An 18,482-nucleotide genomic window follows, 5' to 3' on the forward strand; every position below is an offset into this window, starting at 1 on the left:
TGAAACAGAAATCAGGTATTCTCCAGTCTATGGTAACTCGTGCTGCTTTTTTGTCTGACGAGTCTCACCGGATTCGCTTTGTTTATATCCCTAAACATACTTCTTGGCTGAATCAAATTGAGTGTTGGTTCTCTATTTTGGCCAGGCGTTTACTCCGGCGTAGCAGTTTCTCTTCCACCTCAGACCTCAAGCAGAAGATACTGAATTTTATTGACTATTTCAACTGTACTCTAGCCAGACCTTTTATCTGGAAATTTCAGGGGTTTTCAGAGGATGATTAACCAGATTCAGATTCATGGTCATACTGACTCAAGGATCCAACTCAATGCCGATCATTTTTAGCTTGGCTATTGACCATTTATTTTACGATCGCGATCACACTTCTGAGTATTCTATCTCAGGAAGAAGGCATTGCTTCTACTGGTCACTTATTTCTGCCATCCTGCACTAGGATACAGGTCGCCTTATATGCGTAAATTTACAAACTTGGGGATGGTTATAGCTGAAGTCAGAAGTTAAATTGAAGAAGGCAGCAGGCAGGAGGAGATTCAAGACTTCTCTTTGAAGGCAGAGGGCAGGAGGCAGCAGGCAGGAGGAGATTCAAGACTTCAATGTAGTTCTACCATTGTTACTTTTAACTTTTGACTTTTGAATGCATGCCTTTTGACTTGAAATGGAGCGATCGCTTATTTATTACTGTGAGATGGGGGCGTTTTGGTTGAGAACGATTAATTTAAGATGGAAACCGCCCCTACTGTTGCAAAATTTTCGGCTTTTGTTACTTTTAACTTTTGACTTTTGCCTTTTGAATTAATTGAGAGTGATCGCCCTCTTCTTACTTTTAACTTTTGCCTTTCTAGCTCCTGCTTACTGCCTTCTGCCTCCTGCCTTCTGCCCCCTGCCTTCTTCGTAAAAATCACTTCATTAAAACCAACTAATTTTGTACCTCACCATCACAGAAATTGTTATATAATCAACACAAAAATAAAGTAAGTAGTAAAAACAATGAAGTTTATCAGCCCCAAAACTGACTTTGCTTTTAAAAAAATATTTGGTTCTATTCACAGTCAAAATATTCTCATTAGCTTTCTCAATGCCATAGTTTATGACAATCAAAATATTATTCAATCTCTCAAAATAATTAACCCCTATAACCCTGGAGTTACTAACACTATGAAAGAGACTTATTTTGATGTAAAAGCACTTTTAGATAATGGTTCTACAGTCATCATTGAAATGCAAGTATTGAATGTAGAAGGTTTTGAAAAACGAGTAATTTATAACCTAGCTAAAGCTTATGGAAATCAATTATATGTAGGTCAAGGTTATATGATGTTAACCCCTTTTATCGCTTTAAAAATTACCGATTTTGTTTTATTTGAAAATGAAAAAACGGAGAAAATGATTACTAAGTTTAAATTTAAAGAAGAGACAGGATTGTTTAATTATCAAGATGAATTAACTTTAATGTTTTTAGAATTACCGAAATTTAACAAAGAATTATCAGAATTAGAAACCCTCAGTGATAAATGGATATATTTTATTAAATCAGCGCCAAATTTAGAAGTAATACCCTCTTCATTAGGAGAAGTATCAGAAATAGAGGCGGCATTAAATATAGCGAATAAAGCAAATTTAAATAATGAAGAATTAGAGGAATTAGAGAAACAGGAAACGTTGATTAGAGATAAGAAAGGACAAATTAGTTTGGCGATAAAGGAAGGAATTGGTATTGGACGGGAAGAAGGAATTGGTATTGGACGGGAAGAAGGAATTGGTATTGGAATGGAAATTGGACGGGAGCAAATAGTGAAACAAATTTTACGTCAAATTCGCAGAAAGTTTGGAGAAATAGCTCCAGAAGTTAAAACTCAGATAGAGCAGTTATCTATGGAAAAATTAGATATTTTAGGAGAATAAATTTTTGATTTAGCAACCATCATAGATTTGGAAAACTGGTTAGCTAATTAACAAACAAAAAGCAGAAGGTAGGAGGGTTAGGAGGCAGGGGGCAGGAGGCAGAAGGCAGGAGGAGATTCAAGACTTCAATTTTTGTCACTTTTGAATTTTGACTTAATTGGGAGCGATCGCTACTTTCTGCCTCCTGTTATAATTATGTATCAAGAATCAATGAAAAAAGAAGAAAGTACAGAAGACACAGTAATTTTTTTCTCGGATTATAAGCCTGTTAATTGGATTGTAAATGATGAAATTATCGGGAAATTAGTAGAAGATTTAATGAAGTTTAATCGTCATAAATTACCATGTTACATAAATGGAATTAAAGCCATGAATAAACTACTTAATATTTAATTATTTCTGAGCAACTAAAATTAATAAAAGTGAGTATGAGTGATCATCTGATTTAGAGGGCAACTTGAACTATTGTTCAACGCCGATGGGGGGTGTGGTGCGATCGCACCACATCCTCATCTATTCTCAATAATGGTTCTCTTTTAGTGGAAGTATTCTTCAGCTTATTCGATAAGTCCATCTCTATATATAGCTTTCAGCTACCTTGTCACCCCGTGAGGTGCCAACTATATAATAAGTATTCAACCGGATTTGATATAATTGGGTCGCGCAACCCCGCCAGGAAATGGCGTTCTGGTTTTTGGAGGCTTGCTCAAATCCCCTACTTCCCCTCCTGGATCCCCTCCTGGGAGGGGCGGGGGTGGGTTGGGTTAGGGGTGGGTTAACTTCTGAATTCTGAATTCTGACTTCTGACTTCGTTAATCTCCACTAATATGAATTACTAAGTCTCGGGTATGACTACGTTGACGATGTTCCCAAACATAAATTCCTTGCCAAGTACCTAATACTAATCTGCCATTATTAATCGGAATTTGTTCTGAAGTATGGGTTAAAACACTGCGAATATGAGCAGGCATATCATCAGGACCTTCAGCACTATGAATATAATGATAACCTTCTGGTACTAATTTTGAGATAAAGTTTTCCAAATCAACTAATACATCTGGGTCGGCATTTTCTTGAATTATTAAGCTGGCGGAAGTATGGCGTAAAAATAGATTACATAAACCTGTTTTTATCCCTGATTTTGCTACACTTTCCTGTACTTTAGGAGTAATTTTTAACAGAGACTTGCCGGAGGTATTTATTTGAAGTAATTGTTGATAGTGAGTCATTTTATTTTTGGTCGGATATATCTTGATTAAGGCTAATAGATAACTTTACTATTGATTTTTGCGTAGTTTAACCCGTAGAGGTTTTAAAAATATTGGAATAGGTTGATCGTTACTCAGTGTTATATGATTAACCACCCTAAGTTCAATATTTGCTTCTTCAAAAGCTTCTTTGATCATTATGCCTAAGACTTTCTGAATAATTAAATGTTTTCCAGGTTTAACTTGTGTAACTACTTCGATTAATATTTGATTGTCAGAAAATTCTTCTACTCCTTCTATTATTGTTGGTTCAATTATGTCTTCTGAATAATTCTCTAGAAGTTTCTTTCCAACTTTTTCTATAATTTCATTGACTTGACTCATCTTAACTTGATAAGGAATTTTCAGCATGACCACTGCATTACTGTAGCTAGAGTGATTAACTATATCTTTAACATCACGATTATGGATAATATAATTTTTATCTTCATAATTAATGCGAGTTGTTCTTAATTCTATTCCCGTAACAAAACCACTTACACCATTTATCTCTACAAAATCTCCTACTAAGTAATAATTTTCAAACAAAATAAAGAAACCTGCAACTATATCTTCAACCAGACTTTGCGCTCCCATTCCAATTGTTAAACCTAAAATACCTACACCTGCTAGAATAGGAGTCGGGTCAATTTTAATAGTATAAAGAATTGCTATACCTGTACCAAAGTAAATCAGGTATTTTGTACAACTTTGAAATAAAGGTAAAAATGTCTCTCGTCTCTGTTTAGATAAATCATCTGTATCACTCTCACGCAGTAGTACTTCTTCTAGTAAAAGTTGACCAATTTCTTGCACAACACGACTCATAAATATAATCCCAATTATTTGCAAAGATAAAAGACCATAAGGAGCTAAACTAGCAATAAAATCAACTTTTTGAACTACTAAAGTAGCTGTAGTAATATAGATTGCATATTCAAGACATCGTTTGGCAAGAGGAATTAATTTACGTAGGCGGTTGTAGATCCGCACAATATTTCTTTGATCGGAATATTTTTTGCTAACAGCATCCAAAGTTTCAATAACTGTTGTATTAGCTTTAGTAAATAGTAATCCCATAATAATAATCATATAAATCTGCAAACTTATATATAAATATTTGACAATTACTTCTGGGAATACCATAATTTGAGCTGATATAGTAACATATAACAGCCAGATAATATTATTAAAGTTACTCTTGAAAAATTCAAATAATTTTTCAATACTGGCGTCATTGGCAGTGATTTGATCGACGTTTTTTGCCCACTCTGTTAACCAAGTTATAAATTTTTTTATATATGGAATACTCCATTTAGTTAAAATTAGTATGCCCAAGATTTTTAGGACTCTAATTCCTATAACTAGCAAGTAATTAAAGGAAATATTTTTAATCAAATAAGTTTGGTATTCGATTAAATTTTTTCCTTGATAAATAAGCCATCCATTAATTCCTGCCACTAATAGACATAGTAGTAAACAACTTACAGTTAAGAATATCTGAATATTTTGGTAGATAAATTCAACCTCTTTTTTCTTGTTTTTGACTGATGGTACTTGTATTAATTGTTTATATGCTCTGCCGAAAACAAATTTAATTGCTACAAATAAACATATTATAAATACGATTTCAACTCCAGTTCCAATGATACTGTTCATATCAATTTCAATGAAGTTATTAATATTAATCTTAGGGTTCATAATTGTTTTCCTTGAATAAAATAATTGGACAGTTGAAAATAATTATTGTAAATAATCTACAACAGCTTGAGCGATCGCTTCACTACCATTTTTATCTAATTTTTCAGATTTACGGGGTGGTTGTAGGGGTTTTCTGAGAAATTCCCAATCACCATCAAAAAATTCTGTTGGAGGTAATATTTGATGATAACTATAATCTTGAATTCCTTCTAATAATAATTTCGATTCGGCAAAACCTTCTCTAACTAATGACACAATAGGTGTTTCTAACCGTAAAGCTTCAGCAAAGGTACTATACCCTGGTTTAGAAATAATCCTGCCACAAATCGGCATCAAATCTACTGGGCGAATATTTGGTAAATTTTTATCTATTTTTTCAAATTCTTTTCTGACATTTATTAGATTAGGAAGTTCAGGGATATTACTATCAAATGTAATAAATTGCCAGTCAGGAAAACGAGAAAGATTTTGATAGGGAATCTTGTCTAAACCTAAACCGCCAAAAGTAAGTAAAATAGTTTTTTCTTGGTCTGTATGAATATTAAATTTTGCTTTAATTTCCTCTGGTTGATAACGTGGAGTTCCTCCAGTCAAACCAACATCAACAATATTAGGAAAAGCGCCCATAGGTTCGTGGAGTGGGAGGCGAAATAAACGGTCACATTTACTGAAACATTCTCCTATCCAATCAGCAATTTCTAGAAATTCACCACCCCAAGGACGATAAATAAAATCCCAACCAAAATTATTCAACATCCAACCAGGAATATCGGCAGTTTGAGCAATTTTAGCAGCAAGTGGCGGAATATCTGCTAATAATAAATCTACTCGATTTTGTTTAATAAAATTTACTTCTCCAGCAATAATTGACCGTTCTTTACTCCGAATTTCTTTCAATTTTTCTAGGGTAGTTTGTTTATCCATTGTGATACTGTCTGATTGAATAACTCCCACATCAAAAGCACGGGGACGATAAATAAAATCACCAGAAATATAAGATTCTAATAACCAACGGGGAGCAGTTGTCACCATAATCAATAAAACATCTGGACACATTTTTTGCACCAGATTAGCAACTGATGATATGGGTACAGCATGACCAAATCCATGGTTAGTAATAGCAATATATAAGGTAGGTCGAGGCATGAGATTTTTTCAATTAAAGATTAATACTATAGCAATTCCCAAAAAGCGTGAGGTACAAAATTCGAGGTTTTAGGCAACAGGCAACAGGCAACAGGGAAGAAAGATAAAAGTACCTCACGCTTACTGAGAAACGCTATATCCTATAACAAATTTCTATAGCATTCATTAGTAATATGCTCATAAAAAGTAAAGTATTTTATTATAATTAGAGCGCTATTCAAGTAAAATATTACCAGTTATGTTTTTTTTTCTAAAAAAGCTAATTTTTTTGTAATATCAATTTTGAGTAAGGGGCTGTTTGTAAACAAAAAATTAAGTGGGGTTTGTGGTGGCACACTTACCATTTCTGGAATCATTGTCGGTTTTACACCTAACCCACCATGTGCTGTGGGATAGTGCTTTATGTAACACACTTCACACCCTACGCGATCTAATATTTATTTGATAAATATTCTCTAATAGGAGTAGAAAATCCAGAAAAAAACTTATTGATAGTTTCAAAAATCTCCAGTCTACATCTGGTCAGATTTATATTAAAAATTTCACAAATAAACCCAATTATCAAGCATCTATTCTTTTAGTAGAACATACTTTGATTAACCCTAATAATATTTTTTAATATATTTGAATTATCAAAATATTGAGTAATACTTCACAGTCATAAAGATAAAAATACTAATTTTAAAATGTTGTCTAATCATCCAGAAAAAATAATTTTTGACGCAGAAAATAAGCAAGATTTAGATAGTAAAACTACTACACAACTGATAGATTTATCTTATCTAGATATCCAAATTCCAGCAATCATTAAAAGAATTGAAATAGATACTTATGGTGAAGTATTAGTCAAACGTCTTAAAGCTATGGGAGTTGTGCCAGAAAAACAAATAATGGTATTACGAAAAAGTTGCTTTTGCGGACCACTTCATATCAGAGTAGGTATCAGTACAGAATTAGCAATTAGGAGAGAAGAAGCAAAAACAATTTTTGTAAAACCGCTAATTTTATAAACGAAGGCAGAAGGCAGAAGAAACAATTCCCTTTCCTAGGTCATGCTGCGCAAATAGCATAAGTGCCTCCTGCCTTCTGCCTTTCCTGATAACTGTTTAACCGGATTTGATATGAAGTACAGATATTATAGCGCTACGCTCTAGGGAACAGGGAACAGGGAACAGGGAATAGCAAACTGTAAAAGAGTTTTAGGATTGAAAAATGTCCTAATATCAAATTGGGTTAAACAGTTATAGAATCGTTAACTCCTTCTGAGTTAACTCACCCCTCGCCCCTGCCCCTCCCCCTCCCAGGATGGGAAGTCAGGAAGACCGAGTCAGGAGGAGAGAGAATTACAAAGATGAGCGTAGTTATGACGATTGGAGAATTTTTTTATGTCCAATAAAACAGATTTGATATAACCAATTTTTGTAGCGCTATAACAATTAAATTTTCCCAGTTCAGGCATCTTGCCCGCTATATATAAATCAGGCGTTGGTGAATTATTGTATGATATTAACCTTAATTACTTAGGAGTCAGGAGAAAGAAATGTGCTTTTTGGTCAATTCAGTAAAGACAATATCTCATCTTGCCATTCAAAGAATTACTCTTAATTTACCTAAATTACTGATTTCATACCTCCAATCACCAATGCCATAAATCAAAAGGGGCAGCCATAAAATGCTACCCCAAAAAAATCGATCGGATGCCCTTTGAGACTACAGCTATCTAACGATAAAAGTTGTTGACCCTATTTACCATATTATTCTTGATAAATAAAACCGCTACATCCCAATAGCGATCGTCTGTATCTTTAATATCGCACTTAATTTTCCATTCTTCATCCTCAACAACAGGCATGATCGTCAATGCTGAAGCTTTGTGTTTTTGCTTTGCTCCGGAATTAAATCCGGCAATAACTGCAGTCCATTCTGACGCTGAATATCCAGTTTTGATTGTGGGATTACCTTTGACCTGATAAGTCCGATATTCCATAGGTTTTTGGGTAGTATCAGTTTCATCAGTCGTTGATGTGGCGTCTGTTTCACCAGTCGTTGATGTAGTAGCAGGTTGATTTACTTTCATTAGTTCGTTAATTTCCTCTTGAGATAACACTCGGTCATAAATTCGCAGATGAGCAACTTTACCCTCATAGAACCCATAACCACAACCCAATTTAATTTGAGTAATTTGACTTAATTCTTGATCTTTACCTGTAACAGTTTGCCACAGACTACCATTGAGATAGATTTTCATCTCACCGGTAGTAATATTCTTTGTAAATACCCAGTGATTCCATTTACCCTTAAAATCAGAGACTTGAGCTAATTGTTCAATTCTGTCAAAAGAAGAGGTTTTATTTCCACAATCAAAGTATACGGTACTGTCTGACCACGGTAAGTGAATATTAACTACCCTGTTATTAGTTTTATCTTCTGCTAACAAAATAGAGCTTTGTTTGGGTAGAGACTCTCCGCCATTTGCCCAAAAACTAATTGTGAGTTCATTAGTTTCGGGAATAGCGGTTGGGGGTAGTTCGATATAATCATCTACTCCATCAAAACCTATACAATCGCCAAAGTTAGGGTCAGCTATGACTTCAGCACCATAAACTTTGCCATTGAGTGTTCCATCTGAGGCATCAACTACTTCTTTTTCTTTTGCTGAGTTTTCTACTATTTCATTGAGTGGGAGATGGAGGTGTAAACCACTATTTATATCTATAGGTTTAGGAGTTTGATCCGTTGTTGATGTGCTATCGGTTTCACCAGTAGTCTCAGTCTCATCCGTTGTTGATGTGCTATCGGTTTCACCAGTAGTCTCAGTCTCATCCGTTGTTGATGTGCTATCGGTTTCACCAGTAGTCTCAGTCTCATCCGTTGTTGATGTGCTATCGGTTTCACCAGTAGTCTCAGTCTCATCCGTTGTTGATGTGCTATCGGTTTCACCAGTAGTCTCAGTCTCATCCGTTGTTGATGTGCTATCGGTTTCACCAGTAGTACCAGTCTCATCCGTTATTGATGTGCTGTCGGTTTCACCAGTAGTACCAGTCTCATCCGTTATTGATGTGCTGTCGGTTTCACCAGTAGTACCAGTCTCATCCGTTATTGATGTGCTGTCGGTTTCACCAGTAGTACCAGTCTCATCCGTTGTTGATGTGCTGTCGGTTTCACCAGTGGCATCAGTCTCATCAGTTGTTGATGTGCTATCGGTTTCACCAGTGGTCTCATCAACTGTCATCAATTCGTTAATTTCTTCTGGAGATAATACTCGGTCATAAATTCGTAGATGAGCAACTTTACCATTATAAAAACCATAACCACAACCAAATTTAACCTGAGTAATTGAGCTTAGAGGATTTTCTTTACCAACACCACTTTGCCACAAACTACCATTAAGATAGATTTTCATCTCACCCGTAGCCACATTCTTGGTAAATACCCAGTATGTCCATCGATCTTTAAAGTCACTTGCCTGGGATGGTTTTTCGATACGGTCATAACTATTATCAGTAGTAGTTGTATTTCCACAATCAAAGTATACGTTACTATTTGACCAAGGTAAATGAATGTTGACTACCCTGTGATTACTTTTATCTTGTGCCAAGATAATAGAATTCTGATTAGGTAGAGACTTGCCGCCATTTGCCCAGAAACTAATTGTAATTTCACCAGTTTCGGGAATAGTTGCTGTAGGAAGTTCGATATAATCCTTCGTACCATCAAAGTTGATACAGTTGCCAAAGCGATCGTCTGCTACAACTGTTGCACCATTAACTTTACCATTGAGTTTTCCTGCTGATATATCAACAACTTCTTTTTCTTTAGCAGCATTTTCGACAATTTCATTCAATGGCAGATGCAGTTGTAAACCACGATTAATATCCATAGGTGGAGGAGTTCCATCCACTTTCATACATTCATTAATCTCTTCAGGAGATAATGCTCGGTTATACATCCGCAGATGCGACATTTTGCCATGAAAAAATCCATCTGCTGACCAGTTACTATCACCAATATAATTTTTAGTGCGATTAAGATTATTAGGTAGATGTACTAAACCACTCTGTACTTCTTCACCATTCTTGTAGATTTTGCCACTACCTGACCCATCAACGGTTACTGTTAAATAAAGCCACTGGTTCAACTCTAGCATTCCATCCACTTTAATCCTGTTTCGAGTAGCACCTTGATAAACATCGAAGACTAAATTCTGAGTAGTACTTTCATTCGCAAACAGAATGTTGTTGTTACCTGGACCTTTTCCAAAATCAATAATTCTCGACCAACTCTTGAAACTGCTATAGTGTACCCAAGCTTCGACAGTCAAACCTTGTGAATAGTCAATATTCATTTCTGGCATTTGGATATAATCATCCACACCGTCAAAATTTAGACAATTGCCAAGTTTGGAGTCTGCTACAACTATTGGTTTTCCATTGACTTTGCCATTGAGTTTTGCTGGAGAAACATCAACAACTTCTTTTTCTTTGGCTGCATTTTCCACTATCTCATCCAGTGGTAGATGCAATTGTAAACCACGATTTATATCCATAGGTGGAGGAGTTTGATCCACTTTCATGCATTCATTGATTTCTTCAGGAGATAACGCTCGGTTATACATCCGCAGATTTGACATTTTGCCCTGAAAATATCCATCTGTTGACCAGTTACTTTTACCAATATAGTTGTTAGCGCGATTGGTATTGTTGGGAAGATTGATTAACCCACTCTCTACTTCTGTACCATTCTTGTAAATTTTAGTCTTCCCCGAACCATCAACTGTTACTGCCAAATGTAGCCATTTGCTCAACTCTAGCTTTCCATTTGCTTGTACCCTGTTGGAAGTTGTTCCTTTAAAACTATCGAAACATAGATTGCTTGTTGTGGTTTCGTTAGCAAACACAATGTTGTTATTTGGAGTACCATTGCCAAAGTCAATAATTCTTGACCAATGCTTAAAGCTGTTATAGTGTATCCAAGCTTCTACAGTCAAACCTTGTGAATAGTCAATATTCATTGCTGGCATTTGGATATAATCATCCACACCGTCAAAACTTAGACAATTGCCAAGCTTGGAGTCTGCTACAATTATTGGTTTTCCATTGACTTTGCCGTTTAGCTTTGCTGCTGAAACATCAACAACTTCTTTTTCTTTAGCTGCATTTTCGACAATTTCATTCAGTGGCAGATGGAATTGTAAACCACGGTTAATATCTATAGGTGGAGGAGTTCCATCTTCTTTCATACATTCATTGATGTCTTCTGGAGATAATACTCGGTTATACATCCGCAAATGAGCCATTTGCCCCTGAAAAGCTTGGTTAGCAGCAAATCCTCCTCCCAGCTTATCTTGCTCTTGCCCTAATACCAGTGCTCCTCCAGTGGCAATTGGATTTCCTTGACTAATGACTTTAGAGTGTACTTCTTTTCCGTCTTTGTACACTTTAAATTGTCCATCGCTACTTTGCCAAGTAATTGCTACACAATGCCATTCACCATCGTTGAAAGCAACTCCCGTACTATACCACTTGTTATTAACAGTGGGTGTGATATTTTTAATGTTGTATATTTGAAACTCGTTATACCTCTGTGCGGAAGATTTTGCGTATGAGATAACTGTACCTTCTTTCTGTTGGTTGTTCGATCTAACCCAACATAATACTGTCATTGCTTCCGAGGGAAAGTTGGGCATGGGATTAATGATCACATAATCATGATTCCCATTAAAGTTTAAACAATTGCCAAAGCGTGGTTCAGCTACAACTGTTGCACCATTCCCATTAAAGTTTAAACAATTGCCAAAGCGTGGTTCAGCTACAACTGTTGCACCATAAACTTTACCATTGAGCTTTCCTGCTGAAATATCAACAACTTCTTTTTCCTTAGCAGCATTTTCCACTATTTCATTCAATGGCAGATGCAGTTGTAAACCACTATTTATATCCATAGGTGGAGGAGTTCCATCCACTTTCATACATTCGTTAATTTCTTCTGGTGATAATACTCGGTCATAAATCCGCAGGTTTGTCATTTTTCCGTGAAAATATCCTGTTCCTGACCAATTACTTACGCCGATATAGTTTTTGGTTCGATTAACACTATTGGGGACAGCTACCAACCCTCCCCCTACTTCTTGACCATTCTTATAAACCTTGGCATTTCCTGACTCATCAATTGTTGCTGTTAGATGAAGCCACTTACTTGCTTCGAGTATCCCTTTTACCTCAATAGCTTTTCTGGTCGAACCAACAAACACAACTAATAATCCATCATTTGTTGTAGTATGATTCCCAAAAATGATATTGTTTTTACCAGGACCGTTAGCGAAATCAATAACTCTTGATTGGTACTTGAAACTGTTATAATACACCCAAACTTCTACAGTAATACCCTTTGAATAGTCAATATTCATTTCCGGCATTTGGATATAATCATCTACCCCATCAAAACTTAAACAGTTACCAAAGTTTGAGTCGGCAACAATTGTTGCACCATGAACTTTGCCATTGAGTTTTCCTCCCGAAATATCAACTACTTCTTTTTCCTTAGCAGCATTTTCCACTATTTCATTCAATGGCAGATGCAGTTGTAAACCACTACTTATATCCATAGGTTTAGTTTCAGGCATTTTGCTAATTGGACTTGTAGAGGTAGTATTGCTAGCAACATAAATATCATGTAAATCATTAGGTATTACACCTTTAATCTTTTTTTGTTTAAAAGTAAGGGTAATAGATGTATAACGTTGGTCGCTCGGTAACTGAAACAAACCTAGACCCGTATCTGTGCCAAAAGAAGTACCTGGGTTGGGTGGAGTTGGGCAAAACTCTTGTTTACCTTGAGAGTTTTTACCAGAGATAGTTTGAGTCGCTGCATCTAGGAATACACGAGCATTATTTCCTTGGCCAAGAGTGCCACTGTTGAATAATTTCCAGTCAGTTAAATTTAGTGGACTACCATCTAGAGTTGTTGCTGTGACTTTTATGGTTGTATATCCAGCTGCAGTACCGTTGAAAAATCTTGATATGGCCAAATATGTGTCACCACAGGTAGCGCCATCAGTTGCTTTTGAGCCAGTTAGAGAAGCTTTGTAGTTACTAAAATCTAGAGTAACAGAATAATTATTTTCACGTCCTATAGTCCTGATTTGAGGCATAGTAACAGTGATACCTTTTACTTTACCTGTTAAGCTAAATTTATTCTCTATTTCCCCAGATAGGAGGCGGTCTTCTGTAATGGGGGTATCTCCATTTGGCTTTCCTTTCCAACCACGGTCATTATAGTCTATTTGATTGTAGGTTATACCTATTGTACCTCCGAGACCATCAGAGATTTGCGCTGTTTGGCCAAACCCTGGATACTTATAGTCGGTAGTATCCCAAAAGGTGAGGTTTTTAGTAGCGACTTCAGACATTATAATGCTCCTTATTTATTAATTAATCGGCAATTTCTAGCGACACTAATCATTCTCTGATTGTCTTTAAAAATATACAATCCAGATATTTTTTGGCTTCTGTCTATAAACAAGTATAAGGTAAGCATTTCCTCCGGAATGCTGCGCAAACAGCTATTAGTTGTCAGCTATCAGCAACAAGACTCTCTCCTTAAAGACAGTGCTTAAATTAATATAGACTTTAAGAGCAAGGGAGCCAACTTTTGTAGTAAGACAATTAATAAAGCTTTGATCGTCAACTAAAAGCAATAGCTGATAGCTGATGGCTGACAGCTGAATGCTTACAGTATAAGTTTTTTGATGCACAAGCTAAACATTTCTTAATAATACATTTTACCACTGATGAAATTATCCATAGAGTTAAATTTTATTAAGGATTATTGCTAAATTTTTGGTAAGGATTCAGGTCAGGCCAATTTGTTATAAAGTCCAATATTTCAACGATAATAATGGCCTACTTTAAGCTGATAAAATCAAAAACTTTCTATCATTAAATGGTTAACTATATCAAAAAAAAATAATGAAATTGATATTAATTCGTAAAGTCGATATAGGTTGTTCTTGAAACTAGCAAAATTAGGATTGGCGTTGGTAAAGCGCGTGTATGATATTAATCTTAATTACTTACCGAGAAATTGTGGGTATGCGCCTCCCCTTTTCAGGGGAAAAAAGAAAAAATTTTTCCTTTGAGTCAATCCTCTTCTTTTCAAGGAGAGGTAATAATTAATAATTAATTATTAATTGTTGAACACCCCTAACCCCTCCCAGGAGTGGAAAGACCGAGTTAGTAGGAAAGAAAGAAGAAGAAACAGGAGTAGAAGGATAAAGTTTTTTGGTCGCGTAAAGGTCATGGACTTCTATCGCGCTCTTATCCGGACATGATATCATACCTCAAATTACCAACACCTTAGGATTAAATATATCAATATTCCTGATATTAGATTATGCAAAATATCAAACTGCTAGTTGCTGCAAGACAATACAAAAATATGCTCTGAATCTGTATTGCCTTTAATCAATAAATAAGGAATTTATTTGAGGCGATCGCTTATTTATTTATAAAGAGTAAATCTGAATTTATCAATATAGCCATTATGAACAAATAATATATTTTTATAATTAAATGGTTGACAGTTACTCAAGTCAATTCCTTGACCAAGAGTTGTACTTCTAACATAAGTTATAATACATCCTGACTCTATATAACGACCGATAATTACTGATAATACTGATAATAAAGTTGGCGTTGCATAAATGTGGGATGATTTTAATAGTTTTGTGGAATTGGCATCTTGCCCGTTCCTGATATTTTCCCGTTCCTGATATTTTCACTCCTTGGACAGAAAAATTCTTTCCCTCTACTGCCTACAGCAAAGCTGCCTATGTGTGGAGGAGATGTCTATTAGACATCTGGTAAAAATCCCAAATCAAATCAATTCTCACACATAAATTATCAATTATTTCCCCTCCCAGGAGGGGGAGGGGCGAGGGGTGGGTTCCCTACTGCCTACAGCAAAGCTGCCTACTCCCTCTATAATATTCATCCGGCCTCTCAGCAATGCCCAAAAAGGAATACAGGCACGGGAGCAAGATGCTCCCACTACTGTGCCTCGTAACAAACATTCGTACAGAAAAATTCTTTCCCTCTACTGCCTACAGCAAAGCTGCCTATGCGTGGAGGAGATTTCTATTAGTTTACACAGTAGCTATCAAACCACTATGTCTCAACAAAGGTTCAGTATTAGGTTCCCGACCTCGGAAAGTTTTAAACACCTCCATCGGATGCAAACTACCACCTAATGCTAATACTGTATCTCGAAAACGTTTACCACAAGTGGCGATCGCTACTTCATCTTCTAAACCAGCTTCTTCAAAGGCAGCAAAAGCGTCAGCACTCAATACTTCTGCCCACTTATAACTATAATAACCAGCAGCATAACCGCCAGCAAAAATATGTGCAAAAGCACATAAAAATGAATCTTCTGGCAATGGAGCTAACACAGTAGTAGTTTTAGCGATGCGGTTACGCACATCCATCACTGTTTCCTCAGCACCTGGTTGATAACGATGATGTAGCTCAATATCAACTAGCGCAAAGTGCAACTGACGTAACATCCCACTGCCACTCATATAATTTCTGGCAGCCAAAAGTTTCTGATAATAATGTTCTGGCAGAGTTTCCCCTGTTTGATAATGTTTTGCCATTCCAAATAATGTGGCGCGGTCGTAACACCAGTTTTCCATAAACTGACTGGGTAACTCCACCGCATCCCACTCTACATTATTAATACCAGCAGCTCCTGCATAGTCAACCGTTGTCAACATATGTTGTAAACCGTGTCCGAACTCATGGAAAAGAGTTTCTACCTCACGAAAAGTCATCAAACTAGGTTTACCATCTACAGGAGGTGTTTGGTTGCATTGCAAATAAGCTACTGGCAAACGCAAAGTAGTTTGACCATTTTCCATAAGCTTTGCGCGAGCAATACATTCATTCATCCATGCACCACCCCGTTTTTCTGCCGGGCGACTATAAGCATCAAGATAGAAGTAAGCGATGGGTGTATTTTTCTCATCACTAACTTGGAAATAACGCACATCTTGATGCCAGACTGGTGCTTCCCCATCAGCAGCAGTAATATTAATACCAAATATCCGTTTGACTAAAGCAAATAAACCATCAAGAACTTGGGGTAGTGGGAAATATGGTCGTAACTCTTCGGCAGTAAAAGCAAACTTTTCTTCCCGCAGTCTTTCCGCCCAAAAACTGGTATCCCAATGTTTTAGGTCATTTGCCTCTAGGGCATTTTTACTGGCAGCAAATTTTTTCAATTCTTCTAAGTCTGTAACTGCAGCATCATAACTCACACTGCGTAGCTCTTCTAATAATTTTTCCACTGCTTCAACACCAGGCGCCATTTTACTAGCGAGACTCAGTTCTGCATAACTATTAAAGCCTAAAATTTGAGTTTTTTGTTGACGTAGCTCTAAAATACGTTGAATTAAAGGATAGTTGTTTAACTCCCCACTAGAAGCACGACTAATAAAAGCTTTATACAGTTGTTCTCGTAACTCCCGTCGTTTGCTGTGCTGCATGAAGGGCGCAAAACTGGGATAGTCGAGAGTGATGCGCCATGGTCCGCTTTCTGGAGTTGCATTTTCTGCTCCAGCATCTCTGGCACCTTGAGCTGCCAAACTTAATAAACTGGGAGGTAAACCATCGACTTCTTCTTTGTTTGTCAATGTGAGACTAAAAGCTTTTGTGGCATCAAGGACGTTATTGGAAAACTTTGTAGAAAGTTCTGCTAATTCTAGTTGAATGGTGTTGAAACGTTCTCGCTGTTCCCCTTCTAAACCTACTCCAGAAAGTTCTGCATCTCTGATAGCAGCTTCAACTATGCGTTTTTGTCCTGAATCTAGATTTTGCCAACTATCACTATTGTGTAATTTTTTGAAGGCTTGATAAAGAGGTTTGCTTTGGCTGAGTTTATTAGAAAATTCTACTATTTTTGGTTGTATTTCATCATAAGCTTTTCTTAGTTCAGGGCTATTTTTTACTCCCATTAAATGCCCTACTATTCCCCAACTCCAACTTAAACGGTCTACTAATTTTTGTATGGGTTCTACTAGGTCATTCCAAGTAGGTTTAACTGTGGCTTCTAAGTTTGTTAATTCTTGCTCTAATTCTGTTAGAAGTTCTGTCATTGTAGGGACTACATCTTCTGGTTTAATCGATTCAAAAGGAGGTAATCCTTTACCATTTAATAATGCTTTATTTGTAACTGTAGCTTGAGCATTCATAAGCAGTTTTTCTTGATATCCCAATCATCTTTATTTTTGGTATTATATTATTGTAGCTTAACTGAGCAAAAAATCGGCGTTGGTGAAGCGCGTGTATGATATTAATCTTAATTATTTAGGAAGACCGAGTCAGGAGGACTGAGCCAGGAGGAAAGAAAGAAGGAAGAAAGAAGAGGAGGAAAAGGAGAAAGTTTTTTTGATCGCTAATTAGGGCTTGCTGATTAAATCTAAAAGTATTTAAAGATAAAGGTTTTAGCCTTTTTAAGTATCAAAAAGTACGAGGTTTTAGGTGGTAATGGTTCAAAAATGAGCGGATTTTGGTCAAGAGTTGGGCAGAAAAATTAAGGGACGATTCTTGCTACTATCTCCTCTATAATTCCCATTTCTCCTGACTCGGTCATCCTGACTCCTGACTCCTCCTCTTACCGAAAAATTGTGGGTATGCGCCTCCCCTTTTAAGGGGATAATAAAGAAAAATTTTCATGATTAGTCAATCCTATTCTTTTCAAGGATAGGTAATAATTAATTATTAATTATTAATTGTTGAACAAAAGACTTCCATCAGCAAACCCTAATTATCCGGACATGATACAGTATTTAATTCACTTGAATATTAATCGATGTATCAGTAATATCATGTCCGTTAGTATTGTTCGTGTAAAACAGGACTTATATAGAATCCGGTTATATAGTATATGTTTATAACTATACTTAAAGCCTTCAATCTCCCCTACTCCCCTACTCCCCCAACTATATAATAAGTGTTCAACCGGATTTGATATTACGCATAATATCATGTTCCCCCTCCGGGGGAGCTACGAATTGCGGATAATCAGTTATAATAAAATTTAAGGGATCCGGGTATCGACAGTACCAAACAAATACTTAAATTATCAATACCCCCAATACGAATATTTGTTCTTTTTCTCCAATATTTCCTCCTGACTCGGTCCTTCCCCTCCTGGGAGGGGGAGGGGCGAGGGGTGGGTTGACTCCTGAGGACTCACAACAGTCATTTATAAGTATTCAAGCGTTAGCGTAGCTCCCCCGGAGGGGGAACATGATATAAGGTACGAAAAATTAGGATTTGAGATTGCTTTCCTGTCGGTCGCAATTACGGAAATACTTTGTATAGCGCTGTGCGCAGGCAACAGGCAACAGCGGTGCGACCCCGCGACGACGCCAGTCGCAAGGGAATGCGCACCAAGAGAGGCAACAGG

11 protein-coding genes are annotated in these 18,482 nt (G+C 36.6%); 4 read left to right on the forward strand and 7 right to left on the reverse strand.

The annotated features are described in order from the left end of the window. Positions 1-281: transposase (locus D5R40_RS22215; protein WP_192901284.1), on the forward strand; the 281-nt coding region annotated here is incomplete at its 5' end. A 447-nt stretch (positions 282-728) separates the two neighbouring features. On the opposite strand, the gene D5R40_RS35850 is transcribed toward D5R40_RS22215, so the two are convergent. Then, a complete protein-coding gene (locus D5R40_RS35850) occupies positions 729-920 on the reverse strand; it encodes a hypothetical protein (protein ID WP_161564432.1) in 192 nt (63 codons plus the stop codon). 85 nt (positions 921-1,005) lie between these two features. On the opposite strand from D5R40_RS35850, the gene D5R40_RS22225 reads away from it, so the two are divergent. After that, positions 1,006-1,920, forward strand: a complete 915-nt coding sequence (locus tag D5R40_RS22225) for an Rpn family recombination-promoting nuclease/putative transposase (RefSeq protein WP_124144268.1) — start codon at positions 1,006-1,008, stop codon at positions 1,918-1,920. 132 nt (positions 1,921-2,052) lie between these two features. Further along, positions 2,053-2,313, forward strand: coding sequence for a hypothetical protein (locus D5R40_RS22230; RefSeq protein WP_124155232.1), 261 nt, complete (start codon positions 2,053-2,055; stop codon positions 2,311-2,313). 419 nt (positions 2,314-2,732) lie between these two features. Here D5R40_RS22230 and D5R40_RS22235 read toward each other — a convergent pair whose 3' ends face one another. The 4 genes from D5R40_RS22235 to D5R40_RS35855 all read right to left on the reverse strand — a co-directional run bounded on the left by D5R40_RS22235 (position 2,733) and on the right by D5R40_RS35855 (position 6,427). Then, positions 2,733-3,149, reverse strand: a complete 417-nt coding sequence (locus D5R40_RS22235) for a secondary thiamine-phosphate synthase enzyme YjbQ (RefSeq protein ID WP_124144267.1) — start codon at positions 3,147-3,149, stop codon at positions 2,733-2,735. Between the two features lie 48 nt (positions 3,150-3,197). Beyond that, positions 3,198-4,868, reverse strand: coding sequence for a mechanosensitive ion channel family protein (locus D5R40_RS22240; protein WP_124144266.1), 1,671 nt, complete (start codon positions 4,866-4,868; stop codon positions 3,198-3,200). Between the two features lie 42 nt (positions 4,869-4,910). Further along, positions 4,911-6,014 carry a glycosyl transferase gene (locus tag D5R40_RS22245; RefSeq protein ID WP_124144265.1) on the reverse strand — a complete coding sequence of 368 codons (1,104 nt, stop codon included), beginning with the start codon at positions 6,012-6,014 and terminating at the stop codon, positions 4,911-4,913. A gap of 236 nt (positions 6,015-6,250) precedes the next feature. Next, on the reverse strand, positions 6,251-6,427 hold the full coding sequence (locus D5R40_RS35855) for a hypothetical protein (RefSeq protein ID WP_161564431.1): 177 nt from the start codon (positions 6,425-6,427) through the stop codon (positions 6,251-6,253). 273 nt (positions 6,428-6,700) lie between these two features. Between D5R40_RS35855 and D5R40_RS22250 the strand changes: the two genes are divergently transcribed. After that, positions 6,701-7,024: a FeoA family protein gene (locus D5R40_RS22250; RefSeq protein WP_124144264.1), complete on the forward strand. Its 324-nt coding sequence runs from the start codon at positions 6,701-6,703 to the stop codon at positions 7,022-7,024. A 710-nt stretch (positions 7,025-7,734) separates the two neighbouring features. Here D5R40_RS22250 and D5R40_RS22255 read toward each other — a convergent pair. Next, positions 7,735-13,422 carry a LamG domain-containing protein gene (locus tag D5R40_RS22255; RefSeq protein ID WP_124155233.1) on the reverse strand — a complete coding sequence of 1,896 codons (5,688 nt, stop codon included), beginning with the start codon at positions 13,420-13,422 and terminating at the stop codon, positions 7,735-7,737. 1,734 nt (positions 13,423-15,156) lie between these two features. Further along, positions 15,157-17,262, reverse strand: coding sequence for a M3 family metallopeptidase (locus D5R40_RS22265; RefSeq protein WP_124144262.1), 2,106 nt, complete (start codon positions 17,260-17,262; stop codon positions 15,157-15,159). Positions 17,263-18,482 lie beyond the last annotated feature (1,220 nt).

Origin of the sequence: Okeania hirsuta, from assembly GCF_003838195.1 — a bacterium.
Taxonomy (GTDB): Bacteria; Cyanobacteriota; Cyanobacteriia; order Cyanobacteriales; family Microcoleaceae; genus Okeania; species Okeania hirsuta.